Origin of the sequence: Maridesulfovibrio sp. FT414 (genome assembly GCF_050916235.1) — a bacterium.
GTDB lineage: Bacteria > Desulfobacterota > Desulfovibrionia > Desulfovibrionales > Desulfovibrionaceae > Maridesulfovibrio.
The window spans coordinates 1,373,583-1,393,115 of sequence record NZ_CP104854.1 but is presented as its reverse complement, the minus strand read 5'-3'; the positions used below and the strand labels follow the sequence as shown (position 1 = coordinate 1,393,115).

General features: G+C 52.5%; 15 protein-coding genes. 8 read left to right on the top strand and 7 right to left on the bottom strand.

Annotated elements, in window-relative coordinates:
* Positions 1-81 precede the first annotated feature (81 nt).
* Positions 82-1,092: an asparaginase gene (locus N7E73_RS06150; RefSeq protein WP_432738161.1), complete on the bottom strand. Its 1,011-nt coding sequence runs from the start codon at positions 1,090-1,092 to the stop codon at positions 82-84.
* Positions 1,093-1,272: 180 nt separating this feature from the next.
* On the opposite strand from N7E73_RS06150, the gene N7E73_RS06145 reads away from it, so the two are divergent.
* Positions 1,273-3,249 (top strand): PAS domain-containing sensor histidine kinase, encoded by a 1,977-nt coding sequence (locus tag N7E73_RS06145; RefSeq protein WP_432738160.1) that lies wholly within the window; start codon positions 1,273-1,275, stop codon positions 3,247-3,249.
* Between the two features lie 22 nt (positions 3,250-3,271).
* Here N7E73_RS06145 and N7E73_RS06140 read toward each other — a convergent pair whose 3' ends face one another.
* Together N7E73_RS06140 and N7E73_RS06135 are read right to left on the bottom strand one after the other, a co-directional pair.
* Positions 3,272-3,970: a DnaA N-terminal domain-containing protein gene (locus N7E73_RS06140; RefSeq protein WP_432738159.1), complete on the bottom strand. Its 699-nt coding sequence runs from the start codon at positions 3,968-3,970 to the stop codon at positions 3,272-3,274.
* 234 nt (positions 3,971-4,204) lie between these two features.
* Positions 4,205-5,554: a chromosomal replication initiator protein DnaA gene (locus tag N7E73_RS06135; protein WP_432738158.1), complete on the bottom strand. Its 1,350-nt coding sequence runs from the start codon at positions 5,552-5,554 to the stop codon at positions 4,205-4,207.
* A gap of 799 nt (positions 5,555-6,353) precedes the next feature.
* Here N7E73_RS06135 and N7E73_RS06130 point away from each other — a divergent pair.
* Complete coding sequence (locus tag N7E73_RS06130) at positions 6,354-6,500, top strand: hypothetical protein (protein ID WP_432738157.1); 147 nt, start codon at positions 6,354-6,356, stop codon at positions 6,498-6,500.
* 31 nt (positions 6,501-6,531) lie between these two features.
* Here the strand turns inward: N7E73_RS06130 and thyX are convergent, their stop codons facing one another.
* Positions 6,532-7,275, bottom strand: a complete 744-nt coding sequence (gene thyX, locus N7E73_RS06125; protein ID WP_432738156.1) for an FAD-dependent thymidylate synthase — start codon at positions 7,273-7,275, stop codon at positions 6,532-6,534.
* A 291-nt stretch (positions 7,276-7,566) separates the two neighbouring features.
* Here thyX and typA point away from each other — a divergent pair, with 291 nt between their 5' ends.
* Entirely contained in the window at positions 7,567-9,414 is a 1,848-nt protein-coding gene (typA, locus tag N7E73_RS06120; protein WP_432738155.1) for a translational GTPase TypA, read from the top strand.
* A gap of 233 nt (positions 9,415-9,647) precedes the next feature.
* On the opposite strand, the gene N7E73_RS06115 is transcribed toward typA, so the two are convergent.
* The 3 genes from N7E73_RS06115 to N7E73_RS06105 form a co-directional block, all read right to left on the bottom strand.
* Positions 9,648-10,499, bottom strand: a complete 852-nt coding sequence (locus N7E73_RS06115) for a MerR family transcriptional regulator (RefSeq protein ID WP_432738154.1) — start codon at positions 10,497-10,499, stop codon at positions 9,648-9,650.
* A 289-nt stretch (positions 10,500-10,788) separates the two neighbouring features.
* The gene (locus N7E73_RS06110; protein WP_432738153.1) at positions 10,789-11,055 is read right to left on the bottom strand and encodes a hypothetical protein; all 267 of its coding nucleotides are present in this window, start codon (positions 11,053-11,055) and stop codon (positions 10,789-10,791) included.
* Positions 11,056-12,141 (bottom strand): hypothetical protein, encoded by a 1,086-nt coding sequence (locus N7E73_RS06105; RefSeq protein ID WP_432738152.1) that lies wholly within the window; start codon positions 12,139-12,141, stop codon positions 11,056-11,058.
* A 746-nt stretch (positions 12,142-12,887) separates the two neighbouring features.
* On the opposite strand from N7E73_RS06105, the gene N7E73_RS06100 reads away from it, so the two are divergent.
* From N7E73_RS06100 to N7E73_RS06080, 5 genes are all read left to right on the top strand, one after another.
* Positions 12,888-13,505 (top strand): BMC domain-containing protein, encoded by a 618-nt coding sequence (locus N7E73_RS06100; protein WP_432738151.1) that lies wholly within the window; start codon positions 12,888-12,890, stop codon positions 13,503-13,505.
* A 52-nt stretch (positions 13,506-13,557) separates the two neighbouring features.
* Positions 13,558-15,057, top strand: a complete 1,500-nt coding sequence (locus N7E73_RS06095; RefSeq protein ID WP_432738150.1) for an aldehyde dehydrogenase family protein — start codon at positions 13,558-13,560, stop codon at positions 15,055-15,057.
* A 30-nt stretch (positions 15,058-15,087) separates the two neighbouring features.
* Positions 15,088-17,628: a choline trimethylamine-lyase gene (gene cutC / locus N7E73_RS06090; RefSeq protein WP_432738149.1), complete on the top strand. Its 2,541-nt coding sequence runs from the start codon at positions 15,088-15,090 to the stop codon at positions 17,626-17,628.
* A gap of 298 nt (positions 17,629-17,926) precedes the next feature.
* Positions 17,927-18,856 (top strand): choline TMA-lyase-activating enzyme, encoded by a 930-nt coding sequence (cutD, locus tag N7E73_RS06085; RefSeq protein ID WP_432738148.1) that lies wholly within the window; start codon positions 17,927-17,929, stop codon positions 18,854-18,856.
* Positions 18,857-18,885: 29 nt separating this feature from the next.
* A complete protein-coding gene (locus N7E73_RS06080) occupies positions 18,886-19,533 on the top strand; it encodes a BMC domain-containing protein (RefSeq protein WP_432738147.1) in 648 nt (215 codons plus the stop codon).

Here is a 19,533-nt window from a genome sequence, read left to right as displayed (position 1 = left end):
CGAAGCCCGTTTGAAAAGTTTGGGATTCGCCCTTTTCAAAGGGGTTAAGCCGCCGAGGCATCCTCTGGTGAAATATTAGGCTTAAACGCTCTCCTCTGCGAAAATCCGGCTGATTTCAGCTGATGAACATCCGCTTCCGAGAAGCATCTGCAGAAGCAGGGTGGCCTTCAGTGCCGAGAGTCCGCCGGCGATGATGACCCCTTTCTGCTTCAGGTTTGCTGCACCGCCGGGATAGGCATAGATGGGCCAGACCCCGCCTTCAACGCAGCGGGTGCAGAGGACCACCGGGATTCCGGCTTCAATGCACTTTTCGACTCCGGGAACAATGCCGGGAGGGGTGTTGCCTGCCCCGAAACCTTCCAGAACAATTCCTCTGGCACCGGTTTCAAGGAGTTTTTCCAGCACGGTTGAATCCATGCCCGGATGGCAGCCGACGAGATGTACCCTGTCAGCAGCGGTTTTGACCGGGAAGGGCAGGCGCGGGCGTCGTCCGGGTTTGGCGCGGGTCAGAATTACCGATTCGCCGGCAATGAAACCGATGCGTCCGGTGTTCTGGCCGATGAAGGGGTCCACATTCAGGGAACTGGATTTAATGGCGTTACGGGCTGCAAAAAGCTTGTCGGCCATCTGGATGATTACATCGGTGCCCGGAGGCGGGGGCAACAGGCATACCCTTACCGCATCTACCAGATTTCGTATTCCGTCATATCCGGCCTCGTTGAAATAGCGCATGGCTCCGGTAAGGATGACCGGTTTTGGCGACCGGACGGTAAGGTCAAGCACGTACGCTGTCTCGGCCATGAGGTCAGTTCCGTGGAGGATGACCGCTCCAAGAACCTGCTCTTCGGCCAGGTAACTCTCCACATCATGGGCAAGGTTGAGCATCTTGTCCGGCGACATGTGCGGGCTGGGAATATCGGACCAGAGCACCGGTCTGATCCTGATGTCATGCCCGTCCGGGGTAAGCTCATTGATCAGTTTAGTGAAATTGTCATCAGGAACCACGCCACCGGCTTCCTGATTCTCGCTCATACCGATGGTTCCGCCCGTGAAGATGAGGATAACCTCTCCTGAAATATTGTCTGAACCCATTGTTCTCTCCGAATTGTGTAAATATGGTGTAAGTCTGGTAACGCAGGAGACCGTGATTGGCAATAAGCCGGGTACAGTTGTGCAGGGTGCGTGCGAGGTTATTTTTTTTCTGTCCTTATGGATAGAATATGATAATGTTTGAGTATGCCTTTTTGCAACTTTTGACGAGGTATGCAGTCAGTGTCAGTATTTGCTAGAGATATTCTTCAGTCAGTCGAGTTCATGGCCCAGGACTACCCCGGGGTAGTAGTGGCGCTGGATGATGACAGACGGGTCGTGTTTGTTGGCGGCGATTGTGTCCGGGTGCTTTCCGGGCTGATCAGCCCCGGGGATTTTCTTGACTCGTGCGGAATAGATGACAGGGAGGGACTGGCCGGTTTTGTTGATGCAGTCGGCGGGTCCGAGTCTAATTATCCGGGCTACTATGAAAGCAGAATAGAAGGTAAAGGGGAGATTCTCTGGCACGGCAGCGGCCTTGAGTCCGGTTTTGTGGTGCTCAAGGGGCGACTTGTGGGCACGGGCGGATCCACTTTTTATGAACCTGAGAATGAACTGGATTCCTTGAGGGACAAGGAGCGGATCCTTTCCACCCTGCTGGGAAACCTGCCGGGCATGGTCTACAGATGCAGGAACGATGTGGACTGGACCATGGAATTCGTCAGTGCCGGATGCTTTGAACTGACCGGATACACGGCTTCCTCCCTTCTTGGTAACCGGGATGTCTCTTTTGCCGATTTGATTCTTCCGGAATATCGGGCCCATGTCTGGGAATGCGTGCAGGAGGCGGTTCAGGAACGTCAGCTCTATGAGGTGATATACAAGATTCTCACCGCATCCGGAGACACAAAATGGGTCTGGGAAAAAGGAACGGATGTACAGGAAGGTGGCGAGCTCATCGCGCTTGAAGGGTTTATTACCGACATTACGCCGCTTATGGAAACCGAGCAGGAACTGCACCAGAGCGAGGAACGGTTCAGGCTGATGGCGGAAAAGACCGGCCAGATGGTCTATGATGTGGATTTGGAAACAGGAAAGATCACCTGGTCCGGGGCTGTAAGGGATATTTCCGGCGCAGCCGAAAAAGAATTTCAGTCAGTAGATCTGAAGGGCTGGGAGGCGCATATCCATCCCGATGACCGGGCCAAGGTTATGGCTGATTTTGAGGCCAGTGTGAATCATGCGCAGCCGTTTGTCTCCGTGTACCGCTTCAGACAGAAAAACGGCAGCTATCTCTACGTGGAAGACGAAGGTGACTTTGTTCTTAATGCGGGAGGAGAACCTATCCGCATGGTCGGAACCATAAAGAACTACACCGACAGGATCAAGGTACAGGAACTCATGATCCAGTCGGAGAAGATGACTACGGTGGCCAGCCTTTCGGCCGGCATGGCCCACGAGATAAACAATCCGCTGGGAGTTATTTCCCAGTCCGCTCAGAACATAGAACGCAGACTGTCACCGCAGCTTTCAGGGAATATTGAGGTGGCAGAGTCTCTGGGAATATCGCTTGAACTTGTGAACAGGTATCTGGATGAACGCAAGATAAGCACCATGCTGGAGGCAATAAAGAATGCCAGTTCCCGGGCGGCCAGAATTATCGTCAGGATGCTTGATTTCAGTCGCAAGTCGGTTGAAAGCAAGGAGTTCTGCAATCTTGAGACCCTGCTGGACCGGGCTGTTGAAATGGCCGAGTCGGAAAGTGCATCGGACTGCACTGCGGATTTCAGGAAGATACGCATAGTCCGGGAAATTGCCCCGGATCTTCCGGAGATAATCTGCTTTCCCGGAGAGATGGAACAGGTCCTGTTCAATCTGCTGCGGAATTCCGCTCAGGCCATGCTGGAAGCTGAGGCAGGCGTCGATCCGGTCATTACGATCCGGATCAGTTTCAACAATGCCTACGTGACATTGGAAGTTGAGGATAATGGTCCGGGAATGGATGAGCATACCCGGAAGAAGATATTTGAACCGTTCTTTTCCACCAGAGCCCATGGTGAGGGGGGCGGACTGGGGCTGTCAATTGTGTATTTTATTGTGACCAGGAATCATGGCGGATCGATTCGTGTGGAATCGGAGCCGGGGCATGGAGTGAAGTTTGTAATCTCTCTGCCCAGAGGAGCTGCAGGCAGCCTGTATTCAAAGGGTACAGCTTCCTGACTACCTGCGTGGGATGGCCTGACTATTTCTTGAAGATACGCAGCAGCAGTTCGTCGAGGTCCTCTCCGTTGTCAATGGCGTTGGATATCTCGTTTTCCAGCTCCGTTGCGCCCATGCGTACTTCCGAGACCGTGCAGTCCATGTTCAAGGCAACCTCTTCCGCTGAAATTCCGTACCTGATGCACAAATAGTAAAGAGCCCTGCGGGCCAGCATGGAGTGTTCGTTTTCCTGGGTCATCATTTCCCGGAATGAGACTCCGAAGGCCTCAAGAACAGCATCAAGTATGGAGTCGAAACTCTGAGGTTCAATGGGGTGAACCTGTTCTGTCCTGGCCTTGGGGGAACCGGGGCTGGACGGCTCAGCAGAAAAAGAGGATTCGCGAAGTATCCCAGTCATGCGGTTGATGCTGGCCAGGATGTCTTCAGCTGCGTAGTATGCGTGCACATCGGTCACGTATTCGCGGTCAGCTGCAGGAACACTGTTGGCGTCAAGATCTATGGTGATGCCGACTTTTGCAGAAAGAACTTCCTGTGCCGCGTCCCGGATGCGGTCCAGCAGATGCTTACGAACCCAGTTCATTACAAACTCATTGGGTGCGATCAGTTGCACCACTCCATTCTCGTATCTGGCGGAAAGGGGATCAACCCAGATTTTCACCAGCACCGGATTGATGCGCACTCTCAGCTTTTTCTTTATGGTGTTCCAGTCATTGGAATTCATAATCTGCCCCTGAAGTATCGGTTCCTTATTGCAAGATTGATGGTCTACGGTATTTCGCTGACGGTTGCAATGAATATCCCCAAACCCAGAAATGCGCAAATCCCGGCTCCCCTGTCTGACAGGGGAGCCGGATAAACAAACCTTGTCGTGCCGGCCTTGGCCGGGCACAATAGTAACCAGCGGCCGGTCCGGCCGTGGCTGTGACTTTTCGAAAATGACCTTCCGGTGTTCCGGCTATGGATTCAAACGGTCTATTGTATCCTGCAGCTGTCTTCCCAGAGGGGTCTGCAGGGAAATTTCACGTTCAATATTCGTAATGCCTTTGATCACTGTAGAGTGTCTGCGGCCGAGTTTGGAACCGATGTCCTTAAGGGAAAGATCGGTATGCTTGCGGGCAAGAAAAAATGCGGTGTTTCTGGCCAGTACAATCTCGCGCTTGCGGCTCTTGGAGCGCAACTGGTCGGCTGTCAGCTCATAAAAGCGACAGATGTGGTCGACTATTGAGTCGTAGCTGGGAGTGGCCTTGGCCACGGCATAGTTTTCAAGAACCTGCCAGGCCAGCTCCTGAGAAACGTCGCGGTTGAGCAGGCGGGCCTTGAGTACGAGGTTCTGCAGGCAGCTTTCAAGCTGACGGACATCGGTTGTAATGCGGTCGGCAAGAAGTTCGGAAATGGAGTTGGGAACCATGGTTCCGAGTCTGATGGCCTTGCTTTCAACGATACGTTTTCTGGTCTCAAAGTCCGGTGTGGAGATTACTGCCAGCAGCCCGGAACAGAAACGGGAAACCAGTTGCGGATCGATCTTTTCCAGTTCGCGGGGCAAAAAGGAGCTGGTCATTACAACTTTGGATCCGCGCAACTGAAGGCTTTTGAGGGTCTGCAGGATTTCGTCCTGCATTTTCTGTTTACCCTGAAAGAAGTGCACGTCCTCAAGCAGCAGGCAGTCGACATTGTCCCGGAACTCGGATTTGAAGCGCGAAACTTCGCCGGACTTGATAGCCAGAACCAGTCTGTTTGCAAATTCCTCTGCGGTCAGGCAGGCAATGGAAACATGCTTTTTATTGCTTGAGGCGCAAAGATCCCTGCCGATTGAATGGAGCAGGTGTGTCTTTCCAAGGCCCGGTGTGGAGCTGAGGAACAGCTGGTCTCCGGGCAGGGTGTTATCACAGAGACTTCTGGAGGCCGCACTGGCGAGCCGGTTGGAATCGCCGATAATAAAATCGTCGAATGAGAATCTCCAGCGGGGGATTCTCGTATTGATTACAGGGGGTGACATCATGGGCAGACCGATGGAGGTCTGTACCGGTTTTGTCGCAGGCGCAAGTTTAACCGCAGGTTTCTCGACTGCCTTCTTTACGCCGATTTCGACCTTGGGGCAGACACCGAGAACCTGTTCTCCGGCTTCTTTAATGTTATCCATGAGGCGGTCCCTCACCCATGCGGCAACAAAGTCATTAGGCGCAAATAGCTTAATGTTGTTACTGCTGATCTCGGCCTTAAGGGGTTTTATCCATACCTTATACAGGCCGGGGTTCAGTCCCTTCTCAAGAAGATTTAAAATTTTATTCCAGCTGTCTCTCATCATGCAGGGATACCTAAGCCAAAGCGCTGGAACGATCAACTCGGGATTAAGCCGCGACCTCCAGATAGGGGGCGTTTCTTTTTCTACAAGATAATTAACTGTAATAAAAGGAATTTTTGTCTGAGCCCGCATTTAGGCTTTTAGGGTGTGTTTCCCTTCGAGGGCCGAGTTTTCGGGGTTCGCGAGGACTTCCATAGAAAGTATAAACACCTGTTGAAAACTTTTTCCACAGGTATAAGTTATAAAATCTGTGAATTTTGTACAATTTCTTTTAATCTCTCATTGTTTATATTTTCTCTGTGAGTTATTTCAAAAGTTGTAACTTTCGTGTTTACACAAATATCTGTATCTAACATATTGATATTAAGTACATAAATCAAAATAACGCTGCCAGGGTGGGTGTTTGTAAATGTATATTAACGGTGAAGAAAATCGAAAAGACAAGGGATAGAGCCATTTTTAATTGTTTCAGTTTAGAACAATTTATTATTGCTTTGATTTTATTTGAATTTCTTTCTCTTGACAGATGGTAACTCCCATAATGAAAGGGTTTAAGCTGTTTCTGTCGGGTGAGGTAATTTGGTAGGAAAAGTCTGGACTTTTCCCAGACTCACTGAATTTCATTTTGCGTTATGAAATACTTATGTATTTGCTAAATACGTTATAAATAAGTTGTATTGCTTGTTATATGATCGTTTTTCGTGAATAGGTGGTGTGACGAACTCGTGACAATATATTATTCTGGGAGCTGTTTACGTTTTTGTAGCCTCATGGAGTCAGGTTTGGCTCTTGCATGAGTCCCATGAAAGTAAATTTCGCGATTTTGGACGATAAGGGGCGATTTTTGGGGGATACGGAAAAGAAAAAGCCTGCCCAAAAAGTTGGGCAGGCGTTCTGGGGATATTTTTCGGGTTCTTGCAGGCTGAAAAAAGAGAAGGACGCCTTTTGAAAGACGTCCTTATTATAATGTAGTATCTTTTCTATTTCTGGCCGGTGAGTTCTTTGAGCGTCGGGTATCTGCCGCAGGCAAAACGGTCCGCCTCGGGACAGTAGCCAAGCTGTTCGCAGCGTGCTCCCCCGTGGCGGAATATTGCCGGAAAACTTTCCTTGCATTTTTCCAGCATCAGGTGCGCCATTGCCCGGACTTCCCACTGTGCCCGCTGGCAGCAGCGCAGGTTGAAGAAGTGCATCAGCGAGCGGCAGTTCATGGTGATGACTATCTTGGTTTCTGCGGCCTGGGGCAGCACGAAACGTGCATCTTCGTTGGCCTTGCTCTCGCGTCCGGCTGCGACCAGTATTTCACGAAGGTCTCTGTAGGCACTGCCCACTTCCTCCATGAACTTTTCGAATCTTTCCCTTGCTTCCGGAATCCTGCGGATTGCCGGAGGAATGATGAAGTCCATGTCGTTTTCAGCCACGTAGCGCTGGCTCTGCTGGGAATATGATGCAATGCGGTGGCGTACTATCTGGTGCGAGCAGGCTCGGGATATTCCTTCCACTGCAAAGGTGAAGCTGACATGTTCAATGGGGCTGTCGTGCCCGGATTCAAGCACTTTTGATACGAATTCGGCCTGTTTCTCTTTTTCAATGTCCCCGTTGAGGAGCCTGGGCCACATGTCGGCCACGAACCCGGCGTGGTAGCACTGCCGGAAAGCGGCATAGGTGAGCTCCAGGGCATCAGGGGTCATGGTCAGTAATTCTACTCGTAATTTTTTTTCAGGCATACTTGCTCCTTCAATTTCTGGATTCTTCATAAAGCAAAGATCGAACCTAGGCAAATGCTTACAGGAGGCAGTGCCAATTTAAAATTCTCCATGCTCCGGAAGATCTTTGCAAGGTCTTAACACTGGCGTACATAATTTTGCTTGCCAGCGGGTTCAATTTGCCCTAACAAACCTTTCCTTATCTCTACTTTAATTTAACCAGCCGCTGAGATTCCGCCCACTTCATGAACCGTATCTGCAGTTCGCCTGCAGGGGGCTTTTTTTGGCAAATCTCCGGCTTCGGAGGAATCCGTGACCAAACTCACAACAAACGATAAAATTCGAAATATAGCCATTATTGCCCACGTTGACCACGGCAAGACCACATTGGTTGACGGCATGTTCAAACAGAGCGGATTGTTCCGCGAAGGGCAGGAAGTTGACGACCGTCTCATGGACAGCATGGACCTTGAACGCGAAAGGGGAATCACCATTGCGGCCAAGAACTGTGCTGTTGATTGGAAGGGTGTCAAGATCAACATCATTGATACCCCCGGTCACGCCGACTTCGGCGGTGAGGTTGAGCGTTCTCTGAGCATGGCCGACGGTGCCATCCTGCTGGTTGACGCATCCGAGGGTCCGCTCCCCCAGACCCGTTTCGTACTCAAAAAGGCTCTTGAAGCCGGACTTAAGATCATTGTTGTAATCAACAAGATCGACCGTGGCGATGCCCGCCCCGATGAAGTCCTTGACGAAATTTACGATCTGTTCATCGATCTCGATGCCAACGAAGAGCAGCTTGAATTCCCCATGCTCTATGCCATAGGCCGTGAAGGCATTGCTCAGGCTACCCTTGAGGAAAGAGGCGAGAACCTGCACCCGCTCATGGACATGGTTCTGGACAAGATCCCCGGTCCTTCCCACAATACCGAAGAGCCTTTCCAGATGCTGGTTTCCGACCTCGGTTATTCCGACTACCTCGGACGTCTGGCCATCGGCAAGGTCATCCACGGTACTGCCAAACAGAATGAACCACTGGTATGCATCAACGAAAAGGGCGAGAACATTTCTCTGCGTCTGACCAAGATTCAGACCTACGACGGTCCCAGCTTCGTGGAAACCAAGGCTGCCAACCCCGGTGATATCGTTGTTGTGTCCGGTATTGATAACGTGACCATCGGCGATACCATATGCACCAAGGAAGCTCCCAAGGCTCTGCCCCGTATTACCGTTGACGAGCCTACCGTTTCCATGCGCTTCTCCATCAACAACTCCCCGATGGCCGGACTTGAAGGCAAGCTGGTGCAGTCTTCCAAAATCCGTGAGCGCCTGTACAAGGAGACCCTGCTCAACGTGGCGGTTAAGGTTGAAGAGAGTGATGAAAAGGACAGCTTCATCGTCAAGGGACGTGGAGAATTCCAGCTCGCCATTCTGATTGAGACCATGCGTCGTGAAGGTTTTGAAATTTCCGTGGGCCGTCCTGAGGTTATCTTCAAGAATGAAGGCGGCCGCAAGCTTGAGCCTATGGAACAGGTCTTCATCGACTGCGAAGAGACTTTCCTCGGCGTGGTTACTGAAAAGCTTTCCACCCGCAAGTCCAAGATGACCAACCTGGTCAACAACGGCAAGGGTCGCGTGCGCATGGAGTTTTCCGCTCCTTCCCGCGCTCTTATCGGTTACCGCGACGAGTTCCTTACCGATACCAAGGGTACCGGCATAATGAACTCCCTGTTCGCCGGATATGATGAATACCGTGGCGATTTCCCCTCCCGCTTTACCGGCTCCCTTGTAGCCGACAGGGCTGGAAAGGCTGTAGCCTATGCGATATTCAACCTTGAACCGCGCGGTGAACTTTTTGTTGTACCCGGTGATCCCATTTACGAAGGAATGATCGTCGGTGAGCACAACAGGGACAATGATATCAACATCAACCCCTGCAAAGAGAAAAAGCTGACCAACATGCGTGCTTCCGGTAAGGATGAGGCAGTTACCCTCACACCCATCCGCCCCATGACCCTTGAAAGGGCTATGCACTTCATCCGTGATGATGAAGTCATCGAAGTCACTCCGGAGTCCATCCGTCTGCGCAAGGTCGAGCTTTCCGCGTCCAAACGCCATATGAGCCGCGGAAAGGAACTCAAGGCCAAAGGCGCCAAATAGCATTGCACTGAACTGCAGAGGACTTCGTTGAAGGTCCGTGTTGCAGGTTCCTTATATCACCAAAGAAAAGCCCTGCCGAGTCAACTCGGCAGGGCTTTCCCTTTCTATTCTTTTAGGCCGGCATATGCATTAATCCAGTGGGTAAATAAGCTGAGCCGAATCCTCAATGCCTTGCCCTGGCTTCGCAAAAGAATTTTCCAAACCAGCCCCGCACTATATTATAGATGATACGGCTAGTCTTCGGGCATTCCCTGACGGGTGGCCTTGATCAGCACTTCGGTTACGAATTTGGCAGTGTTTCTGGTTGTCCAGTAGTCGGTCACGTATCTTTCAAAGGAAATGTCGGTCAGAAGGTAGCCGTTGTTTCCTGCCCAGCGTTCCATTTTCATGTAGGTCTTGTGGATGTCCTCGTGGGCTCCGAGATGGTAGCAGGAAAGCATCATTTCACCGCCGAACCTGTAGCTGTGCTCTTCGTCGCAGGGGACAATGGTTTTCTGCAGCATCTTGATATTCTGGTCCCTGTTTTCAATGCGGTCCTTGTAGGAGGAAAATCTGATGATGACAGGGCCGGTGATTTCATTGTTCACATCTTCTACGTGCTGGGTGAATTCGAGGTTGATGATGGACGATTTTATGTCGTTTTTGAACATCTGGTCCTGAAATAGCAGACTCTGGGTTTCCACGTATTTTACGGAAACTTCGGTGATGCTGTTGTCGATGACCATTTCAGCTTCACGGATAAGCTCGTACCAGTCGTTTACGGAAACGTGTTTGCGGCGGATTTTTTCCTGTTCTTCTTCCAGCTCGCGCAGCTTGGCCCGGAATGAACGCTGGATGGACTTGAAAACGTTGCTCCCGCTGCCTTCGATGAACTCCTTCATTTCTTCAAGGGTGAAGCCCATCTGCTTGTAATATTTGATGACCGGAACGGCCAGCAGTGATTCGCGGGTATAATAGCGGTAGTTGTTGTAATCGTGCCGGTGCGAGGGGATGAGATTTATCTGGTCGTAGTAGCGGAGTGCTTTTTTGGATATGTTGCAGATTTTGCTCATATCTCCGATAAAGTAACGTTCCTTGTACTGCATGGTTCCTCTCCTTCGGTGGCTCGCTTCAATACTTGTGTTTACTCGTCTGGCGCGACAAGGGCATTGAAGTGAAGTCCTGATGCAGGCAGTAGGGCATGTAGATGACCGTCAAATTCGGCGCAGTCCGGATATGATGAAGTATTGCAGGACGGTACGATGTCTGTGCAAAGCCCTGGCGCAGGCTGTTCACTGTGTTACATGCTCCTGAGTATGCTCCTTTATAAACGAAAAAACGGGGAGCATCTCCTGTCTGAGACGGCTCCCCTTATATAGATAGCTTATATCAGGGTCAATCCTTGATATATTTGTTGATGGTTGCGGCTCCCTCATCGTGGGCCCGGTAGTAGACCCGCAGCTCCTGGTTGGAGTCGAGGTCGAAACGGGATTCCTCAAGGAGTCCGTTGGCCTCGGCGGTCATCAGTGCATTGATGACTGAAGGTTTCTTGAAGGCCTTGAAGTGGCCGTACTGATCTTTAAGTGCGTCCATTACGCAGTCGGCGCAGGCTTCGTCTACTTTGGTGAAGTGCTTCAGGATGGCGTAGTTAAGAGGGTTCATTTATGCAGCCTCCTCGTTTTTCTTGAACAGGTCCATGGGGTTCATGGAGATGATGAAGATACCGATGACCATGATTACCGCTGCAGCCCAGGCGACGGGAGGCATGGACCAGCCTTCCATTCCCGCGCCGATGCCGAGGATGATCCAGCAGCAGAAGGGTCCCCAGAAAGAGAAGGTTCCGTTGCAGGACATGCCCAGTGCAGCACCGCACATGGCGTTTCCTTTGTACCAGTACATGAAGGTCAGGTAGGCGGAAAGACCGGCCAGTGCGAACCAGATCATGGCTTCACTGTCAGCGAATGACTGTACAACCATGCTGAAGCTGTCCACATGCGCGATGAATCCGAACAGGGGGACGAGAATGAAAAGGTTTGAGAAACCGGAAGTCACCTGACGGATGGTGATGCCGATTTCGGGGTCGATCATGGAGGTTCCGTATCCGCAGACACATCCTTCGATGCCCCAGCACAGAGCGGCAAGGAAACCGAAGAAGAGGCCTACGAGCAGGTTCTCGGGAACGTTGTCACCGAGTCCGGTGGAACCGATCATGAAGCTGGCAAGGAAGCAGATGGCGATTCCGAACATCATGCGGGAGTTGAGCTCCTGCTTGAAGAGGATTCTACCGAGGATTGCGCCGATGGCGGGGCAGAGTGCGGCAATGGGAACAACCAGTGAACCGGCAAGCTGCAGTCCTACAACATAGGCGGTACTTGCCAGAGGTCCGCCGATGATTGCAGCCACGACCATGACCATGCCGGGTTTGGTTTTGATGCAGCGCAGGAAGTCGCTGAAACGTCCGCGAACACCGGCGATGCCGACTGCCCAGATAGCACTGCAGGAGTCAGTGGTTGCCGCGCCCAGTGCGCTTAATAGATACATTACCGCAAAAGCGGACAGTCCGGAGTTTTCACCGTACCACTGAACCCAGATTCCCTTGGACATGCCAAGAGTCATGAATGCAGTATAAAAACCATATAAAAGTCCAGACAGCAGGGCGATGACTATGCCCTGTCTGCGGAAGCTGGTAGCCAGCTTCTTTTTTGCAGCGACGGCTGCCGGGTTAAGTGCAACTGTAGCTTCCCCCATGGTCGTCTCCTTTCGTAAAAAGTTGAAAAAAATAATCACACCCCGATATCCCTGCTCGTTCGACATACGGAAAGAGAAGTTACTGGTCAGGGAAATCAATCCTTCCCCTCGGGGGAAGGTCCTATACTCAAATTTATATCCTTTCCCTTAAGGGGAAGGTCAATGCGGTTTTTTCAGGTTCAATGCTATTTGGTGGAGAAGGGGCGTGCTAGAGGTGGTGTTGGGGACTGTTTATCTTTCTATATCAGTATGTTGTCAGGAATGCGAGTTTCATCGAAAACAACGTTCCCACTATGCAAAAATAATACGTGTCACGGGGGTAAATACAAATCTCCTGTGTTGCGGTTGTGTGACAAAGTGATGTTTGCGCTCAGTTCCGCATGGGTAAGAAAGAGTCTTTTTTCATCAGGTATTTTAACTTTTTTGTCAACGTATGTTGAACGAGCGTTCAATTGGATTTTAGGCGTATGCTTACGGCGCTTAAAGGCTCAATGTTCAAGCTTATTGCTAACGCTTATCAGTATTGAGTTTGACTCAAGCTTAAAAACTAAGAATGGTAAAATTAAACATAAAAATAGGGTGTTATGGGTGAAAATCAAAAAAATTTGAAAAGACCGTTGACCTTCCCCTTTGGGTGAGGGGCTAGGCTTGGATTCGGATGTGGAAACGGTGGATTCTTAAGTCAAGCATCCGTCAGAAGTCAGAAGCAATGGTTTTGAATGAAGTACCAGCTCAACGGAGAGAACATGAGGTATCAAGGCGAAGAGGCCCTCGGGCTTATCGAAACTCTTGGAATGGTCCCGGCCATCAATGGTGCGGACCAGATGCTGAAAACAGCTGACGTCAGACTCGTTGCATACGAGAACGTCGGTTCCACCCTGGTGACCATCATGGTCAAGGGTGATGTGGCTGCAGTCAAGGCTTCCGTTGAAGCCGGAGCAGCAGCCGCCGCTGAAATCGGAAAGCTCACCGCTCAGAACGTAATGCCCCGCCCCATTCGCGGAGTCGGTGACATTGTTTCCGTCCACGCCGTGGAGGGCGGAGACGAATCCAATGAATCCGGCCCCAGACCACGGGCCATGGGCATGATTGAAACTTTCGGCATTGTTTACGTGCTCGAAGCAGCGGACGCAATGATGAAAGCCGCAGATGTCGAACTCATAGGCTACGAAAACGTTGCTTCCGGTTATATTTCCGTACTGGTGCAGGGTGATGTTGCAGCCTGTCAGGCCGCAGTTGAAGCTGGTGTGAAGGCCGTGGAACACATGGGAACCGAGGTGTACAGCTCTCTGGTTATTCCCACCCCCCACCGCGATCTGGAAAAGATCACCGAACGTTACGCCATCGAGAATCTGCTTCCCTAGCGCGGCAGCAGGGCAGGAGAAACAGGGACCTAGCAGCAAAAAGGGGTAAGTGATGATTGTCGATAACGATTTGCTATCCATCCAGCAGGCCAGAATTCTGGCGGAAAATGCATTTGAAGCACAGAAGAGGCTGGCGACTTTCCCCCAGGAGAAGCTTGACGAGATAGTCGGCCATGTCGCACGCGCCGTTGACGCGCATGCCGAAGATCTGGCCCGCATGTCCCACGAGGAAACCGACGGCGGCAGATGGCAGGACAAATTGTTCAAGAACCGTTTTGTCTGCCGTCAGGTCTGCGCGGAACTCAGTTCCATGCGCTGTGTGGGAGTCATAGGCGAAGACCCGCAGAAGAGAATTACCGACATCGGTGTTCCGGTAGGGGTCATTGCTGCTCTCTGCCCGGTGACGGGCCCTGTTTCAACCACTGTCTACAATACGCTTATCGCCATCAAATCGGGGAACGGAATCATTTTTTCCCCCCATCCCGGAGCTGCACGCTCCATCGGCCGGGTTCTGGATATCATGATCGAGACCGCCACAGCCCACGGGCTGCCCGAAGGCTGTCTTTCCTATCTGGAAACCGTGACCAAGAGCGGAACCTGCGAGCTTATGAATCACAGGGCCGTATCCCTGGTTATGGTTACCGGGGTTCCCGGCATGATCGAATCCGCGCAGCGGACCGGCAAGCCGGTCATCTACGGGGGAACCGGCAACGGTCCGGCTTTCATTGAGCGTACCGCCCGCATCGGGCAGGCCGTCAGTGACATCATTGCCAGCAAGACTTTTGACAACGGGATTGCTCCATCGGCGGAGCAATCCATCGTTGTCGATTCCTGTATTGCCGAGGATGTCCGCCGCTCGCTCAAGTCTGAAGGCGCATATTTCATGACCGAAACCGAGTCAGATGCTCTTGCCGGACTTTTCTTCTCGCCGACCGGCGAACGCAGGAAAGGCGTGGCCGGGCTTCCGGCCCATGTGCTGGCCCGCCGGGCCGGGTTCTGTGTGTCTGAATCCGTGACCGTGCTGGTTGCCGAACGCAGGTATGTTTCCGAAACCGATCCTTACTACAGAGAATTTCTGGCCCCTGTTCTGGCCCTGTACGTGGAGGATGACTGGATGCACGCCTGCGAAAAGTGCATTGAGCTGCTCCTTCACGAACGCAATGCCCATTCACTGGTGATCCATTCCACAGACGAGGATGTTATCCGCCAGTTTGCCCTGAAGAAGCCTGTGGGCAGGCTGCTGGTCAACACCCCGGCGGCATTCGGGGGCATGGGCGTCACCACCAATCTTTTTCCATCCATGACTCTGGGCAGCGGCTCAGCCGGGCGCGGCATAACTTCAGACAATGTTTCGCCCCTGAACCTCGTCTATACCCGCAAGGTCGGCTACGGGGTCAGGCGGATGGAGGACATTACGGACGTTCCGGATAACTCAACTGCGGTCCGTTCAGGCTTTGAGAAAGCAAAGATAGACAATTCAGCCATGGTGCAGGTCATTCAACAGATCCTGCAAAAAGCCATAGAAGCCATAGATGATCCTGCGGATCGTTAATTAAATCAGTATCTAAACGGAGGAAAGAAAGTGGATCTTCAAACTTTTTCCAATAAGCTCGCAGAAGCGACCAAGAACCTGACTCCAGATGAGCGGGCCTCTCTTAAAAAAATATTCGAAGGCGTATCCGCAGAGATCTTCAAGACCGAGCCGAAGCCTTCCGTGGTTGCCGCATATGCAACCGCAGGTATCCCTGACGGTCCTACCGAACGTCACGTACAGCTCAAGGAAAAATTTCTTAAGCATGTTCCGAGTATTACCACTCACAGAGCACGCGCAATCACCAAGATTGCCAAAGAGAACCCCGGAATGCCGAAGGCGCTGTTGCGCGGTAAGTGCTTCCGCTACTGCTGCGAAACAGCGCCTTTGGTTATACAGGAAGGTGAACTCATCGTCGGCGCGCCCAACGGCGCACCCCGTGCCGGTGCTTTCTCTCCTGATATCGCATGGCGTTGGCTGAAAACCGAGCTGGATACCATCGCAACCCGTCCCCAGGACCCCTTCTATGTGTCCGAAGAAGACAAGAAGGTGCTGCTGGACGAGATTTTCCCCTTCTGGGAAGCCAAGTCCGTTGATGAGTACTGCGAAGGCCAGTACCGCGAAGCAGGTATGTGGGAACTCTCGGGCGAGTCCTATGTTTCCGACTGCTCCTACCACGCAACCAACGGCGGCGGAGACTCCAACCCCGGTTACGATGTAATCCTCATGAAGAAAGGGATGCTCGACATCATTGCCGAAGCGGAAGAGCACCTTGCCCATCTGGATTACGAAAATCCTGAAGATATCGACAGGATCTATTTCTACAAGTCCGTAATCGAGACCGCTACCGGCGTAATGATCTACGCAAAGCGCATGTCCGATTATGCCGCCGAGCTTGCCTACAAGGAAACCGATCCCAAGCGCATGGCCGAGCTGCTGAAGATTTCCGAAGTCAACGCCCGTGTTCCTGCCCACAAGCCCGAAACCTTCTGGGAAGCCATCCAGGCAGTATGGACCATCGAGTCCCTGCTGGTTGTGGAGGAAAACCAGACCGGTATGTCCATCGGACGTGTTGACCAGTACATGTACCCCTTCTTTAAGGCGGACCTCGAAGCCGGACGCATGACCGAGTATGAAGCATTTGACCTCGCTGGCTGCATGCTCATCAAGATGTCCGAAATGATGTGGCTTACCAGTGAAGGCGCATCCAAGTTCTTCGCGGGCTACCAGCCCTTCGTCAACATGTGCGTGGGCGGCGTTACCCGCGAAGGCCTTGATGCAACCAACGACCTGACCTACCTGCTCATGGATGCGGTCCGTCACGTCCGCATCTACCAGCCCTCACTGGCCACCCGTGTGCACAACAGGTCTCCCCAGAAGTATCTGGAAAAGATTGTTGATGTTATCCGCTCCGGTATGGGCTTCCCCGCAGTTCACTTTGATGATTCCCACATCAAGATGATGCTCGCAAAGGGTGTATCCATTGAAGATGCACGCGACTACTGCCTCATGGGTTGTGTTGAACCCCAGAAGTCCGGCCGCCTCTACCAGTGGACCTCCACTGCCTACACCCAGTGGCCCATCTGCATCGAGCTGGTCCTGAACAACGGCGTGCCCCTCTGGTACGGAAAACAGGTCTGCCCTGATTTCGGTCCCATCGAATCTTTCGATACCTACGAAAAGTTCGAACATGCCGTTAAGGAAATGATCAAGTACGTGACCAAGTGGTCCAGCGTGGGTACCGTAATTTCCCAGCGCATTCACCGCGACCATGCACCCAAGCCGCTCATGTCCCTCATGTACGAAGGCTGCATGGAGTCAGGTAAGGACGTGTCCGCCGGCGGAGCCATGTACAACTTCGGACCCGGCGTGGTCTGGTCCGGCCTGGCAACCTATGTTGATTCCATGGCCGCCATCAAGAAGCTGGTCTACGAAGACAAGAAGTACACCCTTGCCCAGCTCAATGAAGCCCTCAAGGTCGACTTCAAAGGCTACGACCAGATCAAGGCCGACTGCATTGCCGCGCCCAAGTACGGTAACGATGACGATTACGCCGACCTCATTGCCGCCGATCTCGTTCATTTCACCGAGACCGAGCACCGCAAGTTCAAGACCCTGTACTCCGTACTGAGTCACGGCACCCTGTCCATCTCCAACAACACCCCCTTCGGACAGCTGCTTGGCGCATCCGCCAACGGCCGCAGTGCATGGCAGCCCCTGTCCGACGGTATCAGCCCCACTCAGGGCGCGGACTACAAAGGGCCTACCGCCATCATCAAGTCCGTTTCCAAGATGGCCAACGACAACATGAACATCGGCATGGTTCACAACTTCAAGCTCATGTCCGGTCTTCTTGAAACACCGGAAGGCAAGAACGGCATCATCACCCTTATCCGTACCGCCTGCATGCTGGGCAACGGTGAGATGCAGTTCAACTATCTCGATAACGAAACCCTGCTCGACGCCCAGAAGCACCCCGAAAAGTACCGCGACCTCGTTGTCCGCGTTGCCGGGTACAGTGCCTTCTTCGTCGAACTCTGCAAGGACGTACAGGACGAGATCATCAGCCGTACCATGCTGCATGAACTTTAATTGAGGGCCTACCGGCGGTCCCTCCGGGGGCCGGAGTGGAAACTTTTGCAAAAGTTTCCACTCTGGACTCCCCTTCAAAAACTTTCAGCGGGCTTCGCTCCCGATGCCCCTGAAGGTTCGCCGGGAAAGATGAGTGATAAGGGCTAAAACTAATAGGGATTCCGAAGGGGCTTAGCTCCTTTGGCCGCCGGAGGCGAAATCAGATCGTCAACACTGCGAAGCGTATCAAAATGAGCTCCGCAGGACCGCCGGAGGCATTCCTAGGGATTGAAAGTAACTGACAGCGCGAGAAAGAACCGTGATTGAACGCAAAGCACAGATATTCAACATACAGAAATACAATATGTATGACGGTCCGGGAGTTCGTACTCTCGTCTTCTTCAAGGGTTGCCCCCTGCGCTGTGAATGGTGCTCCAACCCCGAGGGCCAGTTGAAGCGGTTTCAGGTCCTGTTCAAGAAGGACGCCTGCGTGAACTGCGGAGCCTGCGTATCCGTCTGTCCCGCCGGTGTTCACAGGATGGATAATGCCGGTAAGCACTACGTGGACCGCGAAGCCGAGTGCATCGGCTGCCGCAAATGCGAGCCGGTCTGTTTTGAAAAGGCTCTGGCTGTCATGGGTGAATCCAGAACTATTTCCGAGCTTATGGAAATAATCGAGGAAGATCGTCCTTTTTACGAGACATCAGGCGGCGGAGTGACTCTCGGCGGCGGGGAAGTACTTTCCCAGCCCGAAGCGGCGGCCAGCCTGCTGCAGGTCTGCAAACAGCGCGGCATCAATACCGCCATTGAAACCTGCGGTTACGCCCGGCCCGAGGTCATTGCCAAGGTCGCTCCCTTCGTGGACCTGTTCCTCTACGATGTGAAGCACATGGATTCCGAACGTCACCGCGAACTTACCGGCGTGCGTAACGAGATGATCCTCGCCAACCTCGTCTGGCTGCTGGAGAACAGGCACAACGTGAAGATCCGCATGCCTCTGCTCAAGGGCGTGAACGACGGTGAACGCGAGATCCTTGATCTGATCGAGCTGCTCAAGCCGTATCAGGATCACAAAAATTTCAAAGGGGTGGACCTGCTGCCCTATCACAAGATGGGAGTCAACAAATACACCCAGCTTGATTGGACATATCCGGTGGAAGGGGACCCCAAGCTCGGCGATGCCGATCTTGAGCGCATTGAGCAGAGCATCAGGAAGTACGATTTTCCGGTCACAGTGGTCAGACACTGATCCGGACGGGGATGATGGAGAACTGAGTTATGTACGCACTTGGATTCATAGAAACAAAGGGGCTGGTCGGCGCAATTGAAGCCGCGGATGCCATGCTCAAGGCCGCAGATGTATTTCTGGTGGAAAAGAATCAGGTCGGTTCCGGCCTGGTGACCATAACCGTAGCCGGTGAAATTTCCGCTGTGCAGGCCTCAGTTGATGCCGCTGTCAGGGCACTGGGCCGTATCGAGGGTGCACAGCTGTTTTCAAAGAACGTCATCGCCCGTCACTACGATGAGCTTTCCCGCATCATCGGAACCGGAACACCTGTCCCGGCTGCCCCGGCGGAAGAGTCCGTTGAAGCCGTGGAAGAGCAGACCGCTGCTCCCGTTGTCGCTGAAGTTTCAGAAGCAGTTTCAGCGGAAACCATTGAAGTAGAGGCAGACACCGAGGTTCCGGCAGAACCATCGGTAGATCCTGCTCCTGAAACAAAGACCGTTGCTGATTCCGTTGCTGTGACAGCAGAAGAGGGCGGGCAGTATAAAATTTCCCAACTTAAGAAAATGAAAATCAGCAGGGTTCGGCAGATCGCCCGAAGCTTGAGCGGAATTTCCCTGACCCCCGAAGAGGTCAGGAATGCGCCCAAGAAAACCCTGATTGACGCGATTGTTAATGTTACCAGTCAGATAGAGGAGTAA